The sequence below is a fragment of the Sporosarcina sp. USHLN248 genome, from assembly GCF_037144575.1.
GTDB lineage: Bacteria > Bacillota > Bacilli > Bacillales_A > Planococcaceae > Sporosarcina > Sporosarcina contaminans.
Genome location: NZ_JBBCZC010000005.1, coordinates 15,920 through 37,198, shown reverse-complemented (window position 1 = coordinate 37,198; position 21,279 = coordinate 15,920). Strand labels below are relative to the sequence as shown.

20 protein-coding genes are annotated in these 21,279 nt (G+C 41.7%); all 20 read right to left on the bottom strand.

Going from position 1 to position 21,279, the window contains the following annotated elements; translation table 11 throughout:
* Nucleotides 1-20: 20 nt before the first annotated feature.
* The 20 genes from WFH04_RS03200 to lepA all read right to left on the bottom strand — a co-directional run bounded on the left by WFH04_RS03200 (nt 21) and on the right by lepA (nt 21,214).
* Entirely contained in the window at nt 21-371 is a 351-nt protein-coding gene (locus WFH04_RS03200) for a diacylglycerol kinase family protein (RefSeq protein ID WP_336822615.1), read from the bottom strand.
* A 6-nt stretch (nt 372-377) separates the two neighbouring features.
* On the bottom strand, nt 378-848 hold the full coding sequence (gene ybeY, locus WFH04_RS03195) for an rRNA maturation RNase YbeY (protein WP_336822614.1): 471 nt from the start codon (nt 846-848) through the stop codon (nt 378-380).
* A gap of 21 nt (nt 849-869) precedes the next feature.
* The gene (locus WFH04_RS03190; protein WP_336822613.1) at nt 870-3,008 is read right to left on the bottom strand and encodes an HD family phosphohydrolase; all 2,139 of its coding nucleotides are present in this window, start codon (nt 3,006-3,008) and stop codon (nt 870-872) included.
* 70 nt (nt 3,009-3,078) lie between these two features.
* Nucleotides 3,079-4,035: a PhoH family protein gene (locus WFH04_RS03185; protein ID WP_336822612.1), complete on the bottom strand. Its 957-nt coding sequence runs from the start codon at nt 4,033-4,035 to the stop codon at nt 3,079-3,081.
* Nucleotides 4,036-4,041: 6 nt separating this feature from the next.
* Complete coding sequence (locus WFH04_RS03180; RefSeq protein ID WP_336822611.1) at nt 4,042-5,127, bottom strand: sporulation protein YqfD; 1,086 nt, start codon at nt 5,125-5,127, stop codon at nt 4,042-4,044.
* The gene (locus WFH04_RS03175) at nt 5,120-5,371 is read right to left on the bottom strand and encodes a PDZ domain-containing protein (protein WP_336822610.1); all 252 of its coding nucleotides are present in this window, start codon (nt 5,369-5,371) and stop codon (nt 5,120-5,122) included. The genes WFH04_RS03180 and WFH04_RS03175 overlap by 8 nt, the downstream gene beginning before the upstream one ends.
* A 48-nt stretch (nt 5,372-5,419) precedes the next feature.
* Nucleotides 5,420-5,935 (bottom strand): hypothetical protein, encoded by a 516-nt coding sequence (locus WFH04_RS18300; protein WP_381479635.1) that lies wholly within the window; start codon nt 5,933-5,935, stop codon nt 5,420-5,422.
* A 37-nt stretch (nt 5,936-5,972) separates the two neighbouring features.
* On the bottom strand, nt 5,973-6,977 hold the full coding sequence (gene floA, locus WFH04_RS03165; protein WP_336822609.1) for a flotillin-like protein FloA: 1,005 nt from the start codon (nt 6,975-6,977) through the stop codon (nt 5,973-5,975).
* 14 nt (nt 6,978-6,991) lie between these two features.
* Nucleotides 6,992-8,272 carry an NfeD family protein gene (locus WFH04_RS03160; protein ID WP_336822682.1) on the bottom strand — a complete coding sequence of 427 codons (1,281 nt, stop codon included), beginning with the start codon at nt 8,270-8,272 and terminating at the stop codon, nt 6,992-6,994.
* 238 nt (nt 8,273-8,510) lie between these two features.
* Complete coding sequence (gene rpsU, locus WFH04_RS03155) at nt 8,511-8,684, bottom strand: 30S ribosomal protein S21 (protein WP_336822608.1); 174 nt, start codon at nt 8,682-8,684, stop codon at nt 8,511-8,513.
* A gap of 183 nt (nt 8,685-8,867) precedes the next feature.
* Nucleotides 8,868-9,539 (bottom strand): deoxyribose-phosphate aldolase, encoded by a 672-nt coding sequence (gene deoC / locus WFH04_RS03150; protein ID WP_336822607.1) that lies wholly within the window; start codon nt 9,537-9,539, stop codon nt 8,868-8,870.
* Between the two features lie 333 nt (nt 9,540-9,872).
* Nucleotides 9,873-11,213 (bottom strand): tRNA (N(6)-L-threonylcarbamoyladenosine(37)-C(2))-methylthiotransferase MtaB, encoded by a 1,341-nt coding sequence (mtaB, locus tag WFH04_RS03145; protein ID WP_336822606.1) that lies wholly within the window; start codon nt 11,211-11,213, stop codon nt 9,873-9,875.
* A gap of 16 nt (nt 11,214-11,229) precedes the next feature.
* On the bottom strand, nt 11,230-11,970 hold the full coding sequence (locus tag WFH04_RS03140; protein ID WP_336822605.1) for a 16S rRNA (uracil(1498)-N(3))-methyltransferase: 741 nt from the start codon (nt 11,968-11,970) through the stop codon (nt 11,230-11,232).
* Between the two features lie 3 nt (nt 11,971-11,973).
* Entirely contained in the window at nt 11,974-12,918 is a 945-nt protein-coding gene (gene prmA / locus WFH04_RS03135; RefSeq protein WP_336822604.1) for a 50S ribosomal protein L11 methyltransferase, read from the bottom strand.
* Between the two features lie 15 nt (nt 12,919-12,933).
* Nucleotides 12,934-14,067, bottom strand: coding sequence for a molecular chaperone DnaJ (dnaJ, locus tag WFH04_RS03130; protein WP_336822603.1), 1,134 nt, complete (start codon nt 14,065-14,067; stop codon nt 12,934-12,936).
* A 220-nt stretch (nt 14,068-14,287) separates the two neighbouring features.
* Nucleotides 14,288-16,117 (bottom strand): molecular chaperone DnaK, encoded by a 1,830-nt coding sequence (gene dnaK, locus WFH04_RS03125; RefSeq protein ID WP_336822602.1) that lies wholly within the window; start codon nt 16,115-16,117, stop codon nt 14,288-14,290.
* A gap of 45 nt (nt 16,118-16,162) precedes the next feature.
* Complete coding sequence (gene grpE / locus WFH04_RS03120; protein WP_336822681.1) at nt 16,163-16,762, bottom strand: nucleotide exchange factor GrpE; 600 nt, start codon at nt 16,760-16,762, stop codon at nt 16,163-16,165.
* 11 nt (nt 16,763-16,773) lie between these two features.
* Nucleotides 16,774-17,826, bottom strand: a complete 1,053-nt coding sequence (hrcA, locus tag WFH04_RS03115; RefSeq protein ID WP_336822601.1) for a heat-inducible transcriptional repressor HrcA — start codon at nt 17,824-17,826, stop codon at nt 16,774-16,776.
* 95 nt (nt 17,827-17,921) lie between these two features.
* Nucleotides 17,922-19,055 carry a radical SAM family heme chaperone HemW gene (gene hemW, locus WFH04_RS03110; RefSeq protein ID WP_336822600.1) on the bottom strand — a complete coding sequence of 378 codons (1,134 nt, stop codon included), beginning with the start codon at nt 19,053-19,055 and terminating at the stop codon, nt 17,922-17,924.
* A gap of 335 nt (nt 19,056-19,390) precedes the next feature.
* Nucleotides 19,391-21,214, bottom strand: coding sequence for a translation elongation factor 4 (gene lepA, locus WFH04_RS03105; protein ID WP_336822599.1), 1,824 nt, complete (start codon nt 21,212-21,214; stop codon nt 19,391-19,393).
* Between the last annotated feature and the right edge of the window lie 65 nt (nt 21,215-21,279).

Here is a 21,279-nt window from a genome sequence, read left to right as displayed (position 1 = left end):
AAAAACCTCTCTAACGTAATTTATAAAAACCATTTTGGGATGAAAATAATGAGACCGATCATTGCACTTGCGATTGCAAATATTAAAACTGCACCTGCAGCAAGATCTTTTGCTTGTTTCGCCAACAAGTGGAATTCATCGGTCACTAAATCCACTGCCCTTTCAACTGCAGTGTTCATCAGTTCAAGAGCAATCATCCCGCCGATCAACATAATGATGATCAACCATTCCATCTGTGACAAACCGCTTAAAAAACCAAGAACAATCGTCAGTACCGCTGCCGCAAGATGAAACTTCAAATTTCTTTCGGATGCGAATCCATGAAGAATCCCCTTCATCGCATAATAGAAAGACTTGAAAAAACGATGCATGCTACCTCACCTTTCAAGTCCGAATGATGTGAGAATCTCCTTCTGCCTGCCGAACATTTCCTTTTCTTCCTCTTCAGTCATATGGTCGTACCCTAAAAGATGCAGGAAGCCATGAAGCGCCAAGAAACCAATTTCTCTTTGCTCATCATGCCCATATTCCTTCGCCTGCCTTTTAGCTGTTTCTACGGAAATGAGGATATCTCCTAATACAGTCGGCATATCATCTTCAAGAATTATCGCGACTTCTCCTTCAGCCATTTCTTCCAAAGCAAAAGAAATAACATCCGTCGGCGTATCTTTACCGCGGTATTCTGCATTCACTTTCCGAATTTCCTCATCCGTCATAAATGTTACAGACAGTTCAGGATGTCCAGAAAGCCCTTCCATTTCAGCTGCATGATTTAATACGTTTCGTACTAACGTTTCCACTTCTTCTTTTACAGTACCCGTTTCATCATTGAAATAAAGTTCCAGCATTCAATCACCTTCCTTTAAAAGTTATTCTGGATATTCAATTCTGCTATGGAAAATGCCATTCAGCGTCTCACAAATGACTTTTTCAACTTTCCGAAGCTCTTTCATTGATAAATCGCATTCGTCAAACTGCCCGTCATTCAGCTTGTCCGTAATAATTGCTTTGACAAGATTGGCAATTTTTTCAGGCGTCGGATCTTTCATCGAACGGACAGCCGCCTCTACACTATCAGCTATCGATATGATTGCAATTTCCTTCGTTTGCGGTTTCGGACCAGGATAGCGATAATCAGCTTCTTTAACATCTTGTCCCATTTCACGAGCTTTAACATGAAAATATTTTAGCAAACTTGTTCCGTGATGCTGCCTGGCAATATCGATGATTTCAGCAGGCATTTTATGCTTTTTCAGCAGCTCTGCTCCATCAACCGCATGAGCAATAATAATATCCTTGCTCTTATCCGGCGGCAATTCGTCATGAGGATTTTGCCCTCCATGCTGATTTTCAATAAAAAACGTCGGTCGAATCGTTTTTCCAATGTCATGATAATAGCTTCCTACCCTCGCCAATAGCCCATTCCCGCCTACCGACTCACATGCTGCATCTGCCAAGTTCGCGACCATGACGCTATGGTGGTACGTGCCGGGCGTCTCCGTCAATACTTTTTTCAATAACGGATGGTTCGGATTGGACAATTCAATTAAGCGCATATCGGATAATAAACCGAAGCCAGATTCAAAGAAAGGCATGAGGCCAATCGTGAGCGCGCCAGATAATATGCCCGAAGCGATTGCTGCAGCGAAATAAAAAATCAATTCATTCAGCTCATAATTCGATTGTGTCATTAACAAGTAAAAACCTATAAATAAAATATTGGCAACTGCAACCCCTATGCTTGTTCGCAAAATGTTAGAGCGTCGTCCATTATTTCCTAATAAATACAAGCTGAGCAAACCGCTAAATAAAATATAAAGAGTAAGTTCCATCTGCATGATCGCCGCATAACCTTCTTGTAGCATAATCCCAGCTGTAGCAGCAGTTATGATGGTAATCATCAAGGCCATCCGTTCATTCGTTAACAGCTTAATGAGGAGTGGCGCCAACGCAGTCGGAAAAAGAAATGCGACTTGGACGTCAAATTCTTTATCTATTAAACTAATTAATTTCATCATGATGACGAGAATAAAAAATATTGAATAGACGATGAACAAAGCCTTCTTCTTGCGATTTTTATTTTCTTCCCATGTGTAAAAATGCATATACATAATTACAGATAAGAAAAGAACAAATAAAGCAAGTCCTAACATCGGCTTCATAGAGGACTTGTTCGTCAAAAGGCCCGTCAATTCCAATTGCCGGTATATTTCAGAATCAATGAACTGACCTTCCCTGACGATAACTTGTCCTTGCAGAATTCTTGTTGGCTCAACTGCATTCTTTTCCTCTTCAATACGCCTATCTGTCAGTTCACGATTAATTGTTTCCGTTTCTACTACTAACGATCTACCTAACGTAATCAAAGTTTGCAATTGATCGGAAGGAATTGCATCCGACAGCCGCAGCTTTCGTTCCACTTCATATCTTACACTAGCTAAATCTCCTGACCGTATCGGTTTTGATAACTCATCACCAATAATTTTCGTCAGTTCCTGTTGCATATTTCGTAAATCGGAAGGATCTTCCTTCAGTAAGCTAATGATCGCATCGTCAGTCAATCGAAGATTCGGTTCCTCTTCTTCTAATTTCTTCAGCTTTTGGCGGATTTCTTTAATTTGCTCCGACCTGCTTTTCGTTTTGACTTCTGCTCCATCCTCTGTATCAGCAGCACTCTTTTCATTTTCCTCTTTCGCTTCGATTATGAAATCAAATAATGAGGCTGCAATCGCTTGCCTGATTTTAGAAACCTCTTCATTAAACTGATAAAAAGGGGTTACTTCTGCAGCAATCCTCTTCTTTTCTTGCTCTGTCTTCACTGTGTCTTCGACCGTTTTTAATGATCTGACGGTTTTTGGGGATATTTTAAATTCATGCAATTCGTATGTTTCCTGTTTTACATTGCCGTACATCAATAAAAATAGAAGAATAGCTGATAGGCTTATTACAAACAAGGACATATATTTGAACTTCAGCGATTTGAATAGGTTCACAAGCGGTCTGAACAAGAAAACATCCCCCTATCTCTTTCTCTCTATATCTCTGTCATGCCTTGCCATTATGTAAAAAGCAGCCATTTCATGACTGCTCGCTTTCGTACGCTTCGATGATTTTAGCAACGATTGGGTGACGGACGACATCGCCTTGTTCTAAATATTGAAAATGTATGTCCGAAACTTTTTTTAAGATGGATTCCGAAGCAAGAAGTCCAGAATCGACACCTCTTGGCAAATCGATTTGTGTCCGGTCGCCGGTAATGACCATTTTCGATCCGAATCCCAATCGGGTTAAGAACATCTTCATTTGTGCTTTCGTCGTATTTTGCGCTTCGTCAAGAATGACAAATGCATCATCCAACGTACGCCCTCTCATATAAGCCAATGGCGCAATTTCAATAACCCCTCGCTCTATAAGCCTCTCCGCCTGCTCAACGCCTAAAACGTCATGTAAACCGTCGTAAAGCGGGCGTAAGTAAGGATCTACCTTCTCTTTCAAATCCCCCGGTAGAAAACCTAAGCTTTCTCCGGCTTCAACTGCTGGTCTCGTCAAGATAATTCTCTTGACAGAGCCGGTTTTCATTGCTTGAACTGCCAATACAACTGCTAAATATGTTTTTCCCGTCCCTGCAGGTCCGATGCAAAACACGAGATCCTTTTTCCGGATTGCTTGGACGTATTCCCGCTGACCGATCGTTTTAGCTCGGATTACTTTCCCTTTTGCAGTCCTTGCAATTTCCTCATCATACAATTCAGCAAAGTATTCCAACGTACCGCTTTTCACCATTTCCAATGCGGTAGAAATATCGCGTAAATTGATATTAATTCCTTTACGGATTACTTTCAGCAATTGTTCCAATAAAAACTTGCCTGCAATGATGTTCTGTTCTTCACCAGCCAATGAAATTGTGTCGCCTCTTGTTAAAATCGATATATTTAAGTTTTCCTCAATCAATTTCATGTTTTGATCAGAAATGCCAAGAAGCATGACCGCTTCATTTGGTTCTTCAATATGAAGTTGAATTAGTTGTTCACTCAATAGTTTTCAGTCTCCTTGGGATATCGGTCTTTTCGTAGCGATGTTATCATTCATTAAAAACAATATAGTCCCAATAACTGTATCATTTTCAAACGCTAACTGTAAAATGTTTTCATCTTTTATTTTAAGATCCGACTCTGTTTCTGACAAAATTTTGTATTTTATGAGTGGTAATATAACGGTCTCCTCCATTCCCTCTGTCAACTCCAACAGTTGGATACGGTCTTCTCGATTATGTTCGAAAGTAATAAATTTTTGAAACGAAATCCCGCCATTTTTCGATTGAATAATCGGCGATTGCCACTTCAGTTCGACAGTTTCTTCACCTAATGTATGATATTCGATCGTCTTAGGCATTTGAAAACTATATTCTGCCCAGTAATCCGCATATACTGAACCTTCCGCTCCGACTAACGCTTTTTTATTCCCTTGCTCAAGTATGCCTGAAGCAAGGAGATCACCTTTCTTGACCGTTTGGTGGACTCTGGCGACTCGTTCGCCGCTTTTCAGTTGAAAGCCTGTTATAACGCCACCTGTCCTTGCAATTAAGTCGGATGGAGGACCGTCCTTTTCGATTTTCTCATTTAACTTAGGCGAGAGCATCGGAATCACTGTCAACGTGCCACCCGACCGTTTAAACCTAACCCATGAAAGGGCTGGGTCGTCACTCATGAGCAACTGGCGAATCTCTCCTTCATTTGGCAAGCGTTTTAAGAGCTGTAATGGCATAATATTCGCTTTTTCAAATTTCGTTTCAATGCGATCCGCAACTTCCGGCGAATCCGTTTCAATTTCAATTTTCCATAAAAACAAAGATGCTACCAATGGAATGAGACAAGCAATTAAAAAACGGAAAGACGAAAAGATACGCTTCTCTACAGATTCTGTATCCAGATGCTCTATTCTCATTTTTAAACGGTAACGGCGTCTATGGCGACGGATGAACATCATCCCTTTCCGATCCGTCTGAAAGCGAATCATCCCGCCATCTTCCGTTATATAAGATAGTTTTACTCCTTCTGAAGATAGAAAACTAATAAAGCGGGAAAGGTCCGTCTTACCTTTTAAAGTAATTCTAAACCGTTCACGCATAATGGGCACCACGCTTCACTTCATTAATCGTAAAATTTCGTAGAACCTCAAATGAAAGTATAGCTACTTCCTCGGAAAGTGTCTCAATAATGAGTTCATCCCCTAATACTTCAAGAATATAATCCCCGCTTCTGATCACTGCGTAGTCGGGGCCTATTTTCTCTAATGAATACGGACCAGTTATATGGACAGAAACATATTCATCGATTGTAACGGATGAGCCCATTTTAAAAAGTTTTCTCATGACAAAACCCCCTATTCATACCTTATGATTCGAATAGGGGGTCAATGCTTATTGTTTTGATTTTGGAGGTCCTAAGATTTCTGAGAAGATGATACCTTTAATGAGGTCTTCCTCGTTTTTAGGTATCATTTCATGATGCTCAACCGGCGGCGACCACACTTGTTTTCCCTGATGAGCAGATAGCCTCCCTTGATGGGGCTCAACGGATGTTTTATCTCTTGTTGTAGCCAGATCAAGTTTGTCCTTAACTTTCACAACTGGTGCAGTCTCCCGTTTAGGAGAAACTGTTACCTTCGGTTGTGATGCCGGCTTAGCAGGTGCAGGAGCCGATTTTGGCGTCTGTCTGCTTGGAGGCTCTTCGTCGTCCGGCAATTGAAACTCCCGCTCGATTTCCTCAAACAATTCTTTAGACATTTCCTTCAGCTTCCGCATCGGATCTGGCGTGGCAGGCTGATCAGGTCGTGTCATTGCCGGTTTTCTTTCTTTTGTGCTCGGCTGTTCTTTCTTCTTGCCGAAAATCGCACTAATAATACCGATGATCGCTAAAATGATCAACTGCTCCATTTGCGCATCCCCTTTCCGGGAATCAGCAGCTTATGCGTTACTCTTTAGGCTTAGGATTTTGATCTCCGCCAATTTTGCTAATCGAGTCACGCATGCCTGTATCCGCTTGAATATTTTTGTAGTTCATGTAATCCATAATGCCAATATTTCCTGTACGCAACGCTTCTGCCATAGCAAGCGGAACTTCCGCTTCCGAACCGACAACCTTCGCTCTCATTTCCTGAACTTTCGCTTTCATTTCTTGCTCGTTCGCAACGGCCATTGCACGTCTTTCTTCCGCTTTCGCTTGAGCAATGTTCTTATCTGCCATCGCCTGCTCTGTTTGAAGCTCAGCACCAATATTTTTACCGATATCAACGTCTGCGATGTCGATCGACAGAATTTCAAATGCTGTTCCGGAATCAAGTCCTTTCGCTAAAACAGTTTGAGAAATCAAATCCGGATTTTCTAAAACTTTCGCATGGTCGACAGATGCACCGATAGTTGAAATGATCCCTTCGCCTACACGTGCAATAACCGTTTCCTCACCAGCACCACCAACGAGACGATCGATATTTGCCCGTACAGTAATACGCGCTTTTGCTTTTACTTCAATACCGTTAAGTGCGACACCAGCAATAAATGGTGTTTCAATTACTTTTGGGTTAACGGACATTTGAACTGCTTCCAATACGTCACGGCCAGCAAGGTCAATTGCTGCTGCACGCTCAAACGATAATTCAATATTCGCACGATGTGCTGCAATTAAAGCATTGACAACACGGTCTACGTTACCGCCAGCAAGATAGTGGCTTTCCAATTGGTTAATTGAAACATTCAACCCCGCTTTATGCGCCTTAATTAATGGATTGACGACCCTGCTCGGAATTACCCTTCTTAAACGCATACCAATTAACGTGAAAATGCTGATTCGTACACCTGCAGCCATTGCAGAAATCCACAATGCAACCGGAACAAACCGGAAAAACACTGCCAATACGATAATGATGAGAGCAATAAGTATACCTATCATTACTCCACCACCTGTTATTGCTTCTAACATAATTCATCCGCCCCCTATTCCTGAGTTTCCCTTACAACTATACGGGAACCTTCAACTTTTACAATCATAACATGTTTACCTCTATCAACATAACTTCCTTCGGACACTACATCAATCCGCTCGCCATCCAATTCAACTGTCCCGGAAGGACGTAGAGGTGTAATGGTAGTAGCCTTTTTACCTAATAGTTCCAATCTGTTCTCATTGGAAACATAACCGCTTTCCGTATCCGTTGCGTCCATTAATACCATTTTGTTTAGCAGATGCAGACGTTTGCCGAAAAACTTCATAATGATCACCATCCCACTGACGGCTACAGCTATCGCGATCAACACGGAATACGCCATATACATCGGATTGCCGCCCGCCATAATAATGCTTCCAACAACGGCAAGCGCACCTAAAGCTCCAGCTATTCCGCCTGCCACAAAAAACTCCAACACGATGAGTCCTACCCCTACTAAGAAGACGATTAAGGTTTCATAGCCCGCAAATCCAGCTATGAGATGGCCGAAGAAAAACAATAGCAATGCGACAATTCCCATCGTTCCCGGTACGCCGAACCCTGGTGAATAAAGTTCCAATACGAGGCCGAGACCAGCAATCGATAGCAAAATTGGAACGACGACGGGATTGGTTATAAACCTTGCTAAGCCTTCGGAAAATGATACTTCGGTTGAAACGACTTCTGCATTTTCCATACCAATTTTCATCAGCAAATCATTAAATGTTCGAACTGTCCCTTCACTATAGCCGACCTCTTCTGCTTCTTTTGCAGTGAGTGTGAGCAGTTCACCTTTTGGGGCTCGATATTCCTTCATATCAATCTTAGGTTCTGCCATTGCAATTGCGTAATCAGGGTTTCTGTCAGATGATTCTGCAGCACTCTTCATATGAGCAACCCAAGCACTATGCGCTTTGACATCAGCTGCCTTGCCGGACCCTTCAATCACTTGGGAAGCTCCGATTGTTCCGCTAGGCGTCATATAAATTTGATCAGCATGCAATGCGATAAATGCTCCTGCCGATAATGCTTTGTCGTTAATGAAAGCTATGATTTCCATCTTATCTTTGTTCTCTTCCATCAATTTTGCAATTTCGCCAGCAGCATCCGTAAAGCCTCCGGGTGTATCAATTTGAAGGATAAGTGTTTTCGCCCCTGCTTCTTCGGCTTCTGTAAAGGATCGTTGTAAAAATGCAAACAAGCCTTTTTCAACTTCACCCTTTATCGGCACACGATAGACTTTATCCACATTTGCATCTACTGATGAGAACGGTATTATGAAAACAAACATCAGTGACAATAACAACAGGAATGTACCAATTTTCTTCTGCACTTTCGGTTCACCTCACTTACATAAGAACAGTATACCTTCTTTACGTAACAAACTACTAATTGGTTTCATTTTTACAAAGCAAATAATTGATCTTGCTGAAAATAATCTTTTAGTACATAATAAATAAACCGAAAAATCCAAAGGACTTTTCGGTTTATATAAATTACAATCTAAATTTTAAAGAATCGATTTTAAATTAGAATTTACGCTTACGAGCAGCTTCGGATTTCTTTTTCCGTTTGACACTCGGTTTTTCGTAATACTCACGCTTTCTTACCTCTTGTATTGTACCGCTTTTCGATACAGTACGTTTGAAGCGGCGAAGAGCATCTTCAAGCGATTCATTTTTGCGAACGACGGTTTTCGTCATATCTCTTGTCCCTCCCTCCGAACACACTTCGACACAAGGCAAATGTCCTTGTACTAAAAAATTATATCGCACAATGACAATGCGGTCAATAAAAAACTTTCAAAATATCTCATTAAGATAGGCGGAGGGGAAAATCTTGATTCATCGCTATTTCAGTTGGATTTTCAACACTTACATCTCCACTTAATAATCTGAATCTGATTGGAGGCCTTGCATAATTTGCACGCCCGAGCTTGCACCAATTCTTGTCGCGCCTGCATCGATCATGTTCTTCATATCTTCAAAGTTGCGTACACCACCTGAAGCTTTAACGCCCATTTCTGGGCCAACAACAGCTCGCATTAATTTTACATCTTCAATAGTAGCTCCTCCAGAAGCAAACCCAGTAGATGTTTTAACAAAATCAGCGCCTGCAATTCTAGAAAGCTCACAAGCTTTCCGTTTTTCATTGTCATTTAACAATGCAGTTTCGATAATTACTTTTACGATTGCTTTACCCTTCGCTGCTTTGACGACAGCTTCAATATCCTGTTGCACTATCTCATCATCCCCGCTTTTTAAAGCGCCAATGTTAATGACCATATCTATTTCTTGTGCACCGTTTTCAATTGCATCTTTCGTTTCAAAAGCTTTTACTTCCGGTGTATTGGCCCCTAAAGGAAAACCGATAACCGTACATACTTTTACATCCGATCCTTTTAATTGCTCTGCTGCATTTTTTACCCAAGTTGGATTCACGCAAACTGAAGCGAAGGAATATTTTTTTGCTTCTTCGCATAATGCGATGATTTGGTCTTTTGTTGCTTCCGGTTTCAATAATGTATGATCAATGTATACTGCATAATTTGTATTCAATCGAATACCTCCTCCATGATGTACGTACCTCTCTAATCATAACAAAGAAAGGTATGACCTGCCTACTATTTTACATTTTAGGCAACCGATGAAAAACGCCCGCCTTATGGTCAGGCAGACGGGGGTTGATGACAAACTCTCCTATTCATCTTTGAAGCAGGATGCAGCTCAATGCACAATTAAGCGGCTAACCACGTGGCAACTGTTTACTAACCAAGATCGGCAAATCCTCTTCTTTTATAATCCCTGTATAAAAAGATTGTAGACAAAGCAATAAGATACTTTGTCTACAATGTGCATCCACGTAGCGTATAGGTGGATATTTCCATTCAATTATGACAACGCTTTTTCTTCTTCAATGACACGGACAAACTGCCCTTCATTGTAAGGATATCCCGCTTTCACTATTTTCACTTTGACAATTTTTCCGACCATTGATTCATCTGCCGGGAAAACGACTTTTAAATAGTTATCAGTATACCCTTCGTACAATCCACTCTCCGAATCCAGTTTATATTTCTCTTCTGGAATCACTTCAAGCACTTCATCCTCAAAATCAGCTGCATATTCTTTCGCCAATTGATCATTCAATTCAAGCAGTCTATGCACTCTTTCATTTTTTACTTCCTCATCGATTTGGTCTTCCATTCTTGCGGCTGGCGTACCTGTCCGTTTAGAATACGGGAAGACATGCAATTCAGAATAGCGGTGATCGCGGATGAAATTGTATGTATCCATAAATTCCTCTTCCGTCTCTCCAGGGAACCCGACGATAACATCCGATGTTATTGCCAATTGCGGCAATGCTTCACGAAGGCGATCTAAACGCTCCGCGAAAAATTCCATCGTATACTTCCTTCTCATTCGTTTCAATACAGTATTAGAACCAGATTGAATTGGAATATGCAAATGACGAACAATCTTGGAAGAGTTGCGCAGTACATCAATTACTTCATCAGTCAGCTGGCTCGCTTCGATTGAACTGATTCGAAGGCGTTTCAATCCTGTCACTTTCGTTTCAAGATCGCGCAACAGACGCGCTAAATTATAATCTTTCAAATCTTCCCCATATCCACCTGTATGGATGCCTGTTAATACAATTTCAAGATAACCAGCATCGACAAGCTGCTGCGCTTGGCGGATTACCTCTTCAGGATCGCGCGAACGCATTAGCCCACGTGCCCAAGGGATGATGCAAAATGTACAGAAATTATTGCAGCCTTCCTGAATTTTTAAGGAAGCGCGAGTGCGGTCTGTAAACGCAGGAACATCCAATTCCTCATACACTCTGTTTTTCATAATGTTACGCACCGCGTTAATTGGCTGGCGTTCTGTTCGGTATTCATCGATCAAACCTAATAGCTTCGTACGATCTTGCGTCCCAACAACGATATCAACGCCAGGAATCGCCATAATTTCAGCAGGAGATGTTTGAGCATAACAACCCGTTACACAAATGACCGCGTCTGGATTTTGGCGAACTGCACGCCGGATCACTTGACGACTTTTTTTGTCTCCCGTATTTGTTACTGTACACGTATTAATGACGTAAACGTCAGCTTGTTTTTCAAAATCGGTACGATCATAGCCAGCTTCTCTGAAAAGCTGCCAAATCGCTTCCGTTTCATAATGATTCACTTTGCAGCCTAATGTATGGAAAGCTACAGAAGACATCAGCTGCTCACCTCTTTCATTCGAATTCATATGACATTGCGGACAATAGATAAAATGGAGCGGTTTCTGCTCGCAATATGCGCGGTCCTAAAGAAACCGATTGAAAGCCTGCTAATCGCAAAGCTTCCGCTTCTTTTCTCGATATTCCGCCCTCTGGTCCAAAGACAACCATTACCGATTGTTTATGATACACGTTTTTCAATCGGTCTGCAATCTTGTTCGGTTCATCACTTTTTGCATCCTCTTCATCTGCAAATAATAGGACATCGAAATTTCTTGCATGCAGCAATAACTCTTGAAATGATACTGGAGAAGCGATTTCAGGGATAATGGTTCGATGGCATTGCTCTGCTGCCTCTTTTGCAATTTTGCGTAACCGTTCTGTTTTCTTATTGCCCTTTTTAGCATCCCATTTTACAATTGAACGCTCAGCTTCGAAAGGGATAAGCGCAGCCATACCTAATTCTGTTCCTTTTTGGACAATTAAATCCAATTTATCGCCTTTCGGCAAGCCGCATGCAATCGTGACTTGAACAGGCATCTCATTCGAATGGAGCGGTCCTTCCACTTGCTTAACTAGAACGCCCTCATCCGTCATTTCAGTTATCTCTGAAATATAGCCTTCTCCTGAAAATACAGCTACTACATGATCGCCAACGCTCATGCGCATCACTTTTGCTATATGCTTGCTATCTTCACCATCGATTAAAGCATTTCCTGCAACATCAAATGGCGTGCTTAGAAAATACCGTTGCAAGCCTTACACACTCCCTTTGCGGGCGATAATGGCTACCCAATCTTCCATCAATACCGTTTCAATAATTTCAAACCCTTTATCAATCAAGTCTGCTCGAACTTCATCGCGTTTTTGTGAAATAATGCCTGAAGTAATGAACAGCCCTTGCTCAGGTAAAGTGTCATACGCGTCTTTAGTAAATGTCATTATAACTTCAGCCAATATGTTGGCAACAATTATATTAGCCTCGCCATCAACCGAGTCAAGTAAATTGCCATGCATTACATCTACGATATTGTTTACTTTATTTAATGAAATATTCTCCCTGGCGGCAGTAACTGCGACCTCATCCAAATCAAGTGCTTGCACTCTTTTTGCGCCTAATAGAGCTGCTCCGATAGCAAGAACGCCTGAGCCGGTACCGACGTCAATAACAGAGTCTCCTTGTTTTACATACTTTTCAAGAGCTTGCAAGCATAGGACAGTTGTCGGGTGTGTGCCTGTTCCAAATGCCATTCCAGGGTCCAACTCGATGATCAATTCATCTGTTTCAACCGGCACATACTGTTCCCAAGTCGGAACGATCGTAAACCGTTCCGAAATTTTTACCGGATGATAATATTGCTTCCATGCAGTCGCCCAATCTTCTTCATCCACTTCACTCGTCTGAATAAGATTTTTACCAATATCCAAACCGAAATCATTCAAATTTTTTACAGACTCTCTTATTTCACGCATCGTTTCTATCAAAAAGCTATTGACAGGTAAGTAAGCTTTAACAATGACCCCTTCAGTCGGAAAATCTTCTTTTTTCAATTCGTAAATCTCACCAAAACGGTCTTCATGGATGCGATCTGGCTCATTAGAATCTTCTATAATGACTCCGCTTGCGCCTGCCTCATGCAAAATATTTGCAACTGCTTCTGTCGCTTCATGTGTTGTGTGGATGGAAATTTCGGACCACTTCAACTTCGTTCATCCCTTTCAATCGCCTTTTATCGTACGTTTGATTTTATCAAAAAGAGAACTTGAATACTCGTCTGGTGAATTTCCATTGATGGAAGCAAATTCTCGCAATAATTCTTTCTGTTTTTCTGTCATTTTTTTCGGTGTAACGACTTTTACAATAACATGCTGGTCACCCACTCCATGACCATGTACGTTTTTAACTCCTTTACCACGCAAACGGAAGTTTGTTCCAGTTTGTGTTCCAGCAGGTATTTTCAATTTGACATTGCCGTAAATAGTCGGTACTTCGATTTCATCTCCTAAAGCCAATTGTGGGAAAGTGATTGGCAGTTCAAGAAAAATATCATCTTCTTCACGAATGAACTTCTCATGCTGTTTCACCCTGAAGACGATATATAAATCACCTGCCGGGCCGCCGTTCACTCCTGCTTCTCCTTGTCCGGAAACACGTAACCGTTGACCGTCATCAACTCCCGCAGGAATTGTCACTTTAATTTTCTTGCGTTTTGTCACTCTACCAGAACCGTGACAAGTTCCACATTTTTCTGGGATGATTTTGCCTGTTCCTTGACATGTAGGACATGTTCTACGATTCACCATTTGGCCTAATGGCGTATTTTGGGTAATGGAAATTTGCCCACTGCCGCCACACTGTGTACATGTATTAACCGGCGTTCCTTTTTTCGCTCCTGTACCATGGCAAGTATCACATTCTTCCTCACGAGGGACTTCGATTTCCGTCTCTTTTCCGAAAACTGCATCCATAAAATCAATTGTCATGGAGTACTGCAGATCGTTCCCTTTTTGCGGCGCATTCGGATCACGTCTCCGAGTACTGCCTCCTCCGAAAAATGTACTGAAGATGTCTTCAAAGCCGAATCCATCTCCACCGCCGCCACCGAAGCCGCCAAATCCTCCGAAGCCTCCGTTTGGATCAGCGTGGCCATATTGGTCATAATTCGCGCGTTTTGAGTCATCGCTTAATGTTTCAAATGCTTCTGTCACTTCCTTGAACTTTTCCTCAGCACCAGCTTCTTTATTCAAGTCAGGATGATATTGTTTAGATAACTTTCTATATGCTTTCCGAATTTCCTCTTTAGTTGCTGTTTTCGGTACGCCTAATACCTCATAATAATCTCTCTTACTCATCATTCCACGCTCCCATGCTTCTTTGAACTGCTCTTATTGCTATATCATAGACAGATCGGCTGTCATTTGGAACTTAAAAAGCCGGGGTTGCAACTTGCCGACTGTCCATCCGTTCAGATATACACTGCATCGATTCATTGTAACATGCCGGCGACAAAGGAAAAAGTCAAAGCCGGAATATTCGACTTTGACTTTTCCGTCAATCCGTTATTGATTTTATTTAGTTTTTCTTGTCGTCAACCTCTTCAAAATCAGCATCCACTACACCGTCGTCTTGGGACTGGTCAGCTGAAGCATCGCCCTCAGCTTGCGCTTGTGCTGCAGCTTGTTCGTAAAGTTTTACTGAAAGCTGTTGGACTAACTCTTCCAACTTTTGTTTCTTCGCTTTCATATCTTCTAAGTTGCCTGCTTCAACCGCAGCCTTTAGCTCATCTTTTGCTTCTTCAACGTTTTTAACTTCTTCTTCAGAAACTTTGCCTTCCAAGTCTTTCAATGTTTTCTCGGCCATGAAGACAAGTTGATCTGCATCATTTTTCAAATCTGCTTCTTCTTTGCGCTTTTTATCTTCTTCAGCGTTCGCTTCAGCGTCCTTCACCATGCGCTCGATTTCATCATCGGATAGGCCTGAGCTTGATTGGATCGTAATGTTTTGCTCTTTTTGTGTTCCAAGGTCCTTCGCTTTTACTGTAACAATACCATTTTTATCGATATCGAAAGTAACTTCGATTTGAGGAACCCCGCGTGGTGCAGGCGGAATATCTGTCAATTGGAAACGGCCCAATGTTTTATTGTCAGCGGCCATTGGACGTTCACCTTGCAATACATGAATATCTACTGCAGGCTGGTTATCAGCAGCTGTAGAGAATACTTGGGACTTGCTTGTAGGGATCGTCGTGTTGCGTTCGATCAGCTTCGTAAATACGCCGCCCATCGTCTCGATTCCTAAAGATAAAGGAGTTACGTCAAGCAATACAACGTCCTTAACATCACCGCGGATAATTGACCCTTGAACAGCCGCACCCATCGCTACAACTTCGTCAGGGTTAACGCCCTTGAATGGCTCCTTGTTCGTTTCTTTCTTAATTGCTTCCTGAACAGCAGGAATACGTGTAGAACCACCTACGAGAATGACACGGTCAATATCGGAAGGTGAAAGGCCTGCGTCTTTCATAGCTTGGCGTGTAGGCACCATTGAACGCTCTACTAAATGAGCAGTCAATTCGTCGAATTTCGCACGTGATAGCGTCATTTCAAGGTGCAAAGGACCTGCTTCTCCTGCTGTAATGAACGGCAAGGAAATTTGAGTCGACGTTACGCCAGAAAGATCTTTTTTCGCCTTTTCAGCTGCATCTTTTAAACGCTGCATCGCCATTTTATCTTTTGACAAATCAATGCCGTTTTCTTTGCGGAACTCTTGTACAAGATGCTCGATGATTACTTCATCGAAATCATCGCCGCCTAATTTATTGTCACCTGCAGTTGCACGCACTTGGAATACACCATCGCCCAGCTCAAGAATGGAAACGTCAAACGTACCGCCGCCGAGGTCGTATACTAAAATTGTTTCATCGTCCTCAGTTTTATCTAAGCCGTATGCTAACGCAGCAGCTGTGGGCTCGTTTATAATTCGTTCTACTTCAAGTCCTGCAATTGTACCAGCATCTTTTGTCGCTTGTCGTTGTGCATCGTTGAAATAAGCAGGAACGGTGATAACTGCTTTCGTCACCTTTTCGCCTAAGTAGTCTTCCGCATATCCTTTCATATATTGAAGGATCATAGCGGAAACTTCTTGTGGTGTATATTCTTTATCTTCCACTTTCACTTTATAATCGGAACCCATATGTCTCTTCACTGACATAATTGTGTTCGGATTTGTAATTGATTGGCGTTTAGCGACTTCACCAACTTGACGTTCACCGTTTTTGAAAGCGACAACAGATGGTGTTGTCCGGTTCCCTTCCGGGTTTGGAATAACCTTTGCTTCTCCGCCTTCATAAACAGCTACCACTGAGTTTGTTGTTCCTAAGTCAATACCAATAATTTTGCTCATGTAACTTCCTCCTAAATAAATGCGTCATTCATAACCAAACATTTTTCATTCATTCACTTTGACCATAGATGGTCGAAGAACTCTATCTTTCAGCATATACCCTTTTTGCATTTCCTCAAGCACGATGCCGGAATCTTTATCGGGATCGTTATCTGTCATGACCGCCTGATGGAAATTGGGATCGAACTCTTTACCAATCGCTTCGATTTCAACGAGTCCTTCCGCTTTAAGGGAATCGACTAAGTTGCGGTAAATCATCTCGATACCTGTCAACATCGACTGTGCTTCTTCTGTTTTTGTTTCAAGCGAAAGTGCACGCTCAAAATTATCTAATACAGGCAGCAAGCTTGTCATAACACTTTGAGCCTTGTATTTATGCAATGCTTCCTTATCAAGATTCGTTCTTCTTTTGAAGTTTTCGAAGTCTGCCAACACTCGAAGAAGTTTGTTCTCTTCCTCTTGCAGCTTTTCTTCTAACTCCTGAATCAGGGCATCTTTTTCATCGATTTGTTCTTCGGTTGCATCAGATTGCTCCGCTTGTGCCGATTCATTTTCTGTTTCATTTGCCGCTTGTTCACTAGCAGCATTTTGTTGTTCTTCTTCAATCGCCCCTTCTTCGCGGGCCTTTTCTTCAGCTTGTTTCATTTCTTCAGTCACTACTCTTTCCTCCTGTCCGCCCCTCCACCGATTGTCATCTTGGATAAGGCACTCGATAAATCCTCGCTAAGGATGTCAAGCAGCGTGATGACCCTGCCGTAATCCATCCGTTTTGGTCCAACGATTGCAATAGAGCCTGACGTATGATCTCCGACAGAGTAGTTAGCGGTGATAACACTGCAGTCTTCCATAGCAATATGCTTGTTTTCCGATCCAATTCGAACATGGATCCCTTTTGAATCGTCCTGGAAGAACGTCAAAGCAGGTGCGTCATTTTCAATTAGATCAAAAAACTTTTTCATTTTTTGGAGGTCATTGAATTCGGGCTGCTTCATCATGTTCAATTTGCCGCCAAAATAAATTCTTTCCTCTGGCTTAATTGTCATAGCTTGTTGGAAAGAAGCGAACAAATCTCCAGCATGTTGTATATGTCGATCAAAAATAGCTTTTGTCACATGTGCAAGCTTATTTTGAAGCTGGTTCAGCGAAGTCCCAACAAGACTTTCGTTTAAAATATTCACCATCTTCTCGACATCACTAGCTTTTAAACCACTCGGGACATCGAAGACCCGACTTTCGACATGGCCGTTATCTGTCACGATGAGCGCAACAGCTTTTGTTTCATCTAAAGGGATGATCGAAAAACGTTTCACCGAATGAGTCGACATATCTGGACCTAATAATATGGATGTATAATTCGTTAATTCCGAAATGATTTTCGCGGAATTCCGAATCAATTCTTCCGTTTCAACTACCTGATCCTGAAAAATCGATTTCAATTGCAAACTGTCTTCCAATTTCAATTTGTCGGGCGTCAACAGGTGATCTACATAGAAACGGTAGCCTTTTTCAGATGGCACCCTGCCGGATGAAGTATGGGTCTTTTCCAAGTAGCCCAACTCTTCCAAATCCGCCATATCATTGCGGATCGTCGCCGGACTGTAAGGAGCCTCCGGTTTTTTTGATAACTGTCTTGATCCGACAGGTTGAGCGGATTCGATGAAATCGTTAACCGTCAGTTGCAAAATAAGCAATTGTCTGTTTGTCAACATAATCATCACTCCTGTTAGCACTCTATAATTGCGAGTGCTAATGCTACTCATAATTTATCAAATCCCCTGAGATGTGTCAATGAATTGACTCACGTTTACAATAGGAAACGTTGAAATACTTCATTGCCCCTAAATATCCCTTTTCGAGTCAACTGGACACGATCATCCTTTACTTGAATCAACCCCTTTTCGACAAGTTCATCCAATTGCTCGCCATACACCTCTTTTAATGGGGTAGTAAATTTACGTTCGAATTCCGAAAAGGTTACACCTTTCAATTTCCTAAGTCCTAAAAACATTTCTTCTTCCATCTGTTCTTTCTGCGATACTGTATGAATATTGAAAAGTGGACGATTTCCATTGTCGGTTTGCTCCATATATTTTTTCAGCGGACCAATATTCGCATATCGCTCCCCTTTCAAATAGCCATGGGCTCCTGCCCCTACGCCGGCATATTCATCATTATCCCAATAAATTAGATTATGTACCGATTCATATTCCGGTACTGAGAAATTACTAATCTCATATTGTTTTTTGCCTGCTCTTTCCATTTGTTCCATCAGTATTGCAAACATTTCCGCTTCTGCATCTTCCCCAGGCAACGGTAGTTTCCCTTTGTTCATTAAGTTATAAAATACAGTTTTCGGTTCAATGATAAGCGAATACCCTGAGTAATGGGGCAAGTCAAGTGAAAGTGCTTCATCCAATGTATCCTTCCATTGCCCGATCGTTTGGTTCGGTAAACCATATATAAGATCGATACTAATATTTTCAAAGCCGATGCGCCTTGCTTCATCGATAACTCGTTTCGGGTCATTCGCCCCATGCGTCCTTCCGATCTGTTTCAGTAATTCTTCATCGAATGATTGGACGCCAATGCTCAATCGACTCACTCCGCCATTTTTTAATACCGCTAATTTGTCTTCAGTAAGTTCATCTGGATTAGCTTCCGTCGAAAACTCACGAAGCTTTTTATAATCTACAAATGCATTAATAATTTCTAAAAGCCGATCCAATTGTTTTTCAGACAATGAAGTTGGAGTGCCTCCGCCAAGGAACACTGTTTCTATATTGCTAAAAGATTGCCCTTCATTTTGTAAAATAGATAGTTCATGTCCGATCGACTCAATGTATTCATCTACAGGTTGATTTTTAAAAAACACTTTATTGAAATCACAATAATGACAAATTTGATGACAGAAAGGAATATGGATATACATGCCTCTCATTCGCCCTGCTCCTTTCTTGACGGCATCGACGATTAGCGTCGATTCCCCGCATTACAATACCCAAATATGATACCTTATCAATGTTTGCGGTACAAATGATACCCTCCATCCAATCACTTTTTATTCCCCTCTACTTCATAAAATCTGACAAAAACGGATAAATGCTTACCTTATGCGCATAATCTTCGAAACGCACACATAAAAAGTTCCAAAGCCGCATAACTCCTTTTTAACGCGCAGAAGTCGAATAAAAAGCGCATAGACATCCAGTTTGCCTATAAAAACACAAAAGCGATTTCCTATTCAAAGACAAATAGGAAATCGCCATTTTATATTTAGTCTTCATCCATTTTCAAAACAGCCATGAAAGCTTCTTGCGGCACTTCAACTGATCCAACTTGCTTCATGCGTTTTTTACCTTCTTTTTGTTTTTCCAATAGTTTACGTTTCCGGGAAATGTCTCCGCCGTAACATTTTGCAAGTACGTTTTTACCGATTGATTTAATTGTGGAACGGGCGACAATTTTCTGTCCGATTGCCGCTTGAACAGGCACTTCGAACTGCTGCCTTGGAATTAATGATTTCAATTTCTCAACAATCGCTTTTCCGCGCTCATAACTGAAGTCACGGTGAACAATAAAGCTTAACGCATCGACTTGCTCTCCGTTAAGGAGAATATCCATCTTCACTAGTTTGGATTGTTTGTAGCCGATTAACTCGTAGTCAAGCGACGCATAACCTTTCGTGCTTGATTTCAATTGATCGAAAAAGTCGAAAACAATTTCAGCTAAAGGCAATTCATAAATAATATTCACCCGTGAATTATCCAAGTAATCCATCGTGATGAAATTACCACGCTTATGCTGGCATAATTCCATAACAGATCCAACATAATCATTCGGCACCATTATGGACGCCTTGACATATGGTTCTTCAACGTAATCGACTTTTTGTGCATCTGGCATCATTGACGGATTGTCTACTTTTAACTCAGTGCCATCCGTCATCACTACATTATAAATAACGCTTGGCGCCGTAGTGATTAAATCAATTTTGAACTCCCGCTCGATACGTTCTTGAATAATTTCCATATGGAGAAGACCTAAGAAACCACAACGGTAACCGAAGCCCAACGCTTGTGAAGTTTCCGCTTCGTATTCCAATGCAGAATCGTTTAACTCCAATTTTTCGAGCGCTTCACGCAAGTCAACATATTTCGATGAATCGATTGGATATAGTCCACAGAAAACCATCGGATTCATGCGTCGGTAACCAGGTAACGGCTCGCTCGCAGGTTTTTTAGCATTTGTAATCGTATCACCGACGCGTGTATCGGCGACATTTTTAATAGCTGCCGATAAAAAGCCTACATCCCCGACTGTCAGTTCATCACGATATGATATATTCGGTGTAAAAACACCCGTCTCAATTACTTCGAATTCTTTTCCAGTAGCCATCATGCGAATCGTATCGCCCGGTTTGACTGAACCTTCCATTATACGGATGTTGACGATTACGCCTTTATATTGGTCATAATGGGAATCAAAGATTAACGCCTGCAAAGGTGCTTCTGGGTCTCCTTGAGGGGCAGGCACTTTTTCAACGATCTGCTCTAAAATTTCTTCAATGCCAATGCCGGCCTTTGCAGATGCATGGACCGCCTCTGAGGCATCCAACCCAATCACATCTTCAATTTCTTGCTTTACACGATCTGGATCTGCTGCTGGCAAATCAATTTTATTGATGACCGGCAAAATTTCAAGATCATTGTCCAATGCTAAGTATACATTTGCCAATGTTTGAGCCTCAATGCCTTGTGCCGCATCGACTACTAAAATCGCGCCTTCACATGCGGCAAGGCTGCGGGACACTTCGTATGTGAAGTCGACATGCCCTGGTGTGTCGATAAGATGGAAAATATATTCCTCTCCATTTTTCGCCGTATAGGTCAGTTGCACAGCGTTCAGTTTTATCGTAATGCCGCGTTCGCGCTCCAAATCCATAGAATCCAATGTTTGTGATTTCAATTCGCGCGAGCTGACTGTTTCTGTCTTTTCCAAAATCCGATCGGCCAAAGTCGATTTACCATGGTCGATATGCGCGATGATGGAGAAGTTTCTAATATTTTTTTGACGTGCTAATTTCTCATCAAGATTCATCTGTCAGTTCACTCCTATTTCAGCTATTTGCATTATAGCAAATAACTCAGGAACATGTTACAAAA

What these genes read in the sequence shown, in the direction of transcription:
- hemW (WP_336822600.1), bottom strand. Translation starts at nt 19,055, where the DNA reads ATGAGAGGCATGTATATCCATATTCCTTTCTGTCATCAAATTTGTCAT.
- dnaJ (WP_336822603.1), bottom strand. Translation starts at nt 14,067, where the DNA reads ATGAGTAAGAGAGATTATTATGAGGTATTAGGCGTACCGAAAACAGCA.
- lepA (WP_336822599.1), bottom strand. Translation starts at nt 21,214, where the DNA reads ATGAATCTTGATGAGAAATTAGCACGTCAAAAAAATATTAGAAACTTC.
- rpsU (WP_336822608.1), bottom strand. Translation starts at nt 8,684, where the DNA reads ATGACGAAAACCGTCGTTCGCAAAAATGAATCGCTTGAAGATGCTCTT.
- dnaK (WP_336822602.1), bottom strand. Translation starts at nt 16,117, where the DNA reads ATGAGCAAAATTATTGGTATTGACTTAGGAACAACAAACTCAGTGGTA.
- WFH04_RS03160 (WP_336822682.1), bottom strand. Translation starts at nt 8,272, where the DNA reads ATGTTTGTTTTCATAATACCGTTCTCATCAGTAGATGCAAATGTGGAT.
- WFH04_RS03180 (WP_336822611.1), bottom strand. Translation starts at nt 5,127, where the DNA reads ATGCGTGAACGGTTTAGAATTACTTTAAAAGGTAAGACGGACCTTTCC.
- WFH04_RS18300 (WP_381479635.1), bottom strand. Translation starts at nt 5,935, where the DNA reads ATGGAGCAGTTGATCATTTTAGCGATCATCGGTATTATTAGTGCGATT.
- grpE (WP_336822681.1), bottom strand. Translation starts at nt 16,762, where the DNA reads ATGAAACAAGCTGAAGAAAAGGCCCGCGAAGAAGGGGCGATTGAAGAA.
- floA (WP_336822609.1), bottom strand. Translation starts at nt 6,977, where the DNA reads ATGTTAGAAGCAATAACAGGTGGTGGAGTAATGATAGGTATACTTATT.
- ybeY (WP_336822614.1), bottom strand. Translation starts at nt 848, where the DNA reads ATGCTGGAACTTTATTTCAATGATGAAACGGGTACTGTAAAAGAAGAA.
- hrcA (WP_336822601.1), bottom strand. Translation starts at nt 17,826, where the DNA reads ATGTTGACAAACAGACAATTGCTTATTTTGCAACTGACGGTTAACGAT.
- mtaB (WP_336822606.1), bottom strand. Translation starts at nt 11,213, where the DNA reads ATGTCTTCTGTAGCTTTCCATACATTAGGCTGCAAAGTGAATCATTAT.
- WFH04_RS03175 (WP_336822610.1), bottom strand. Translation starts at nt 5,371, where the DNA reads ATGAGAAAACTTTTTAAAATGGGCTCATCCGTTACAATCGATGAATAT.
- WFH04_RS03200 (WP_336822615.1), bottom strand. Translation starts at nt 371, where the DNA reads ATGCATCGTTTTTTCAAGTCTTTCTATTATGCGATGAAGGGGATTCTT.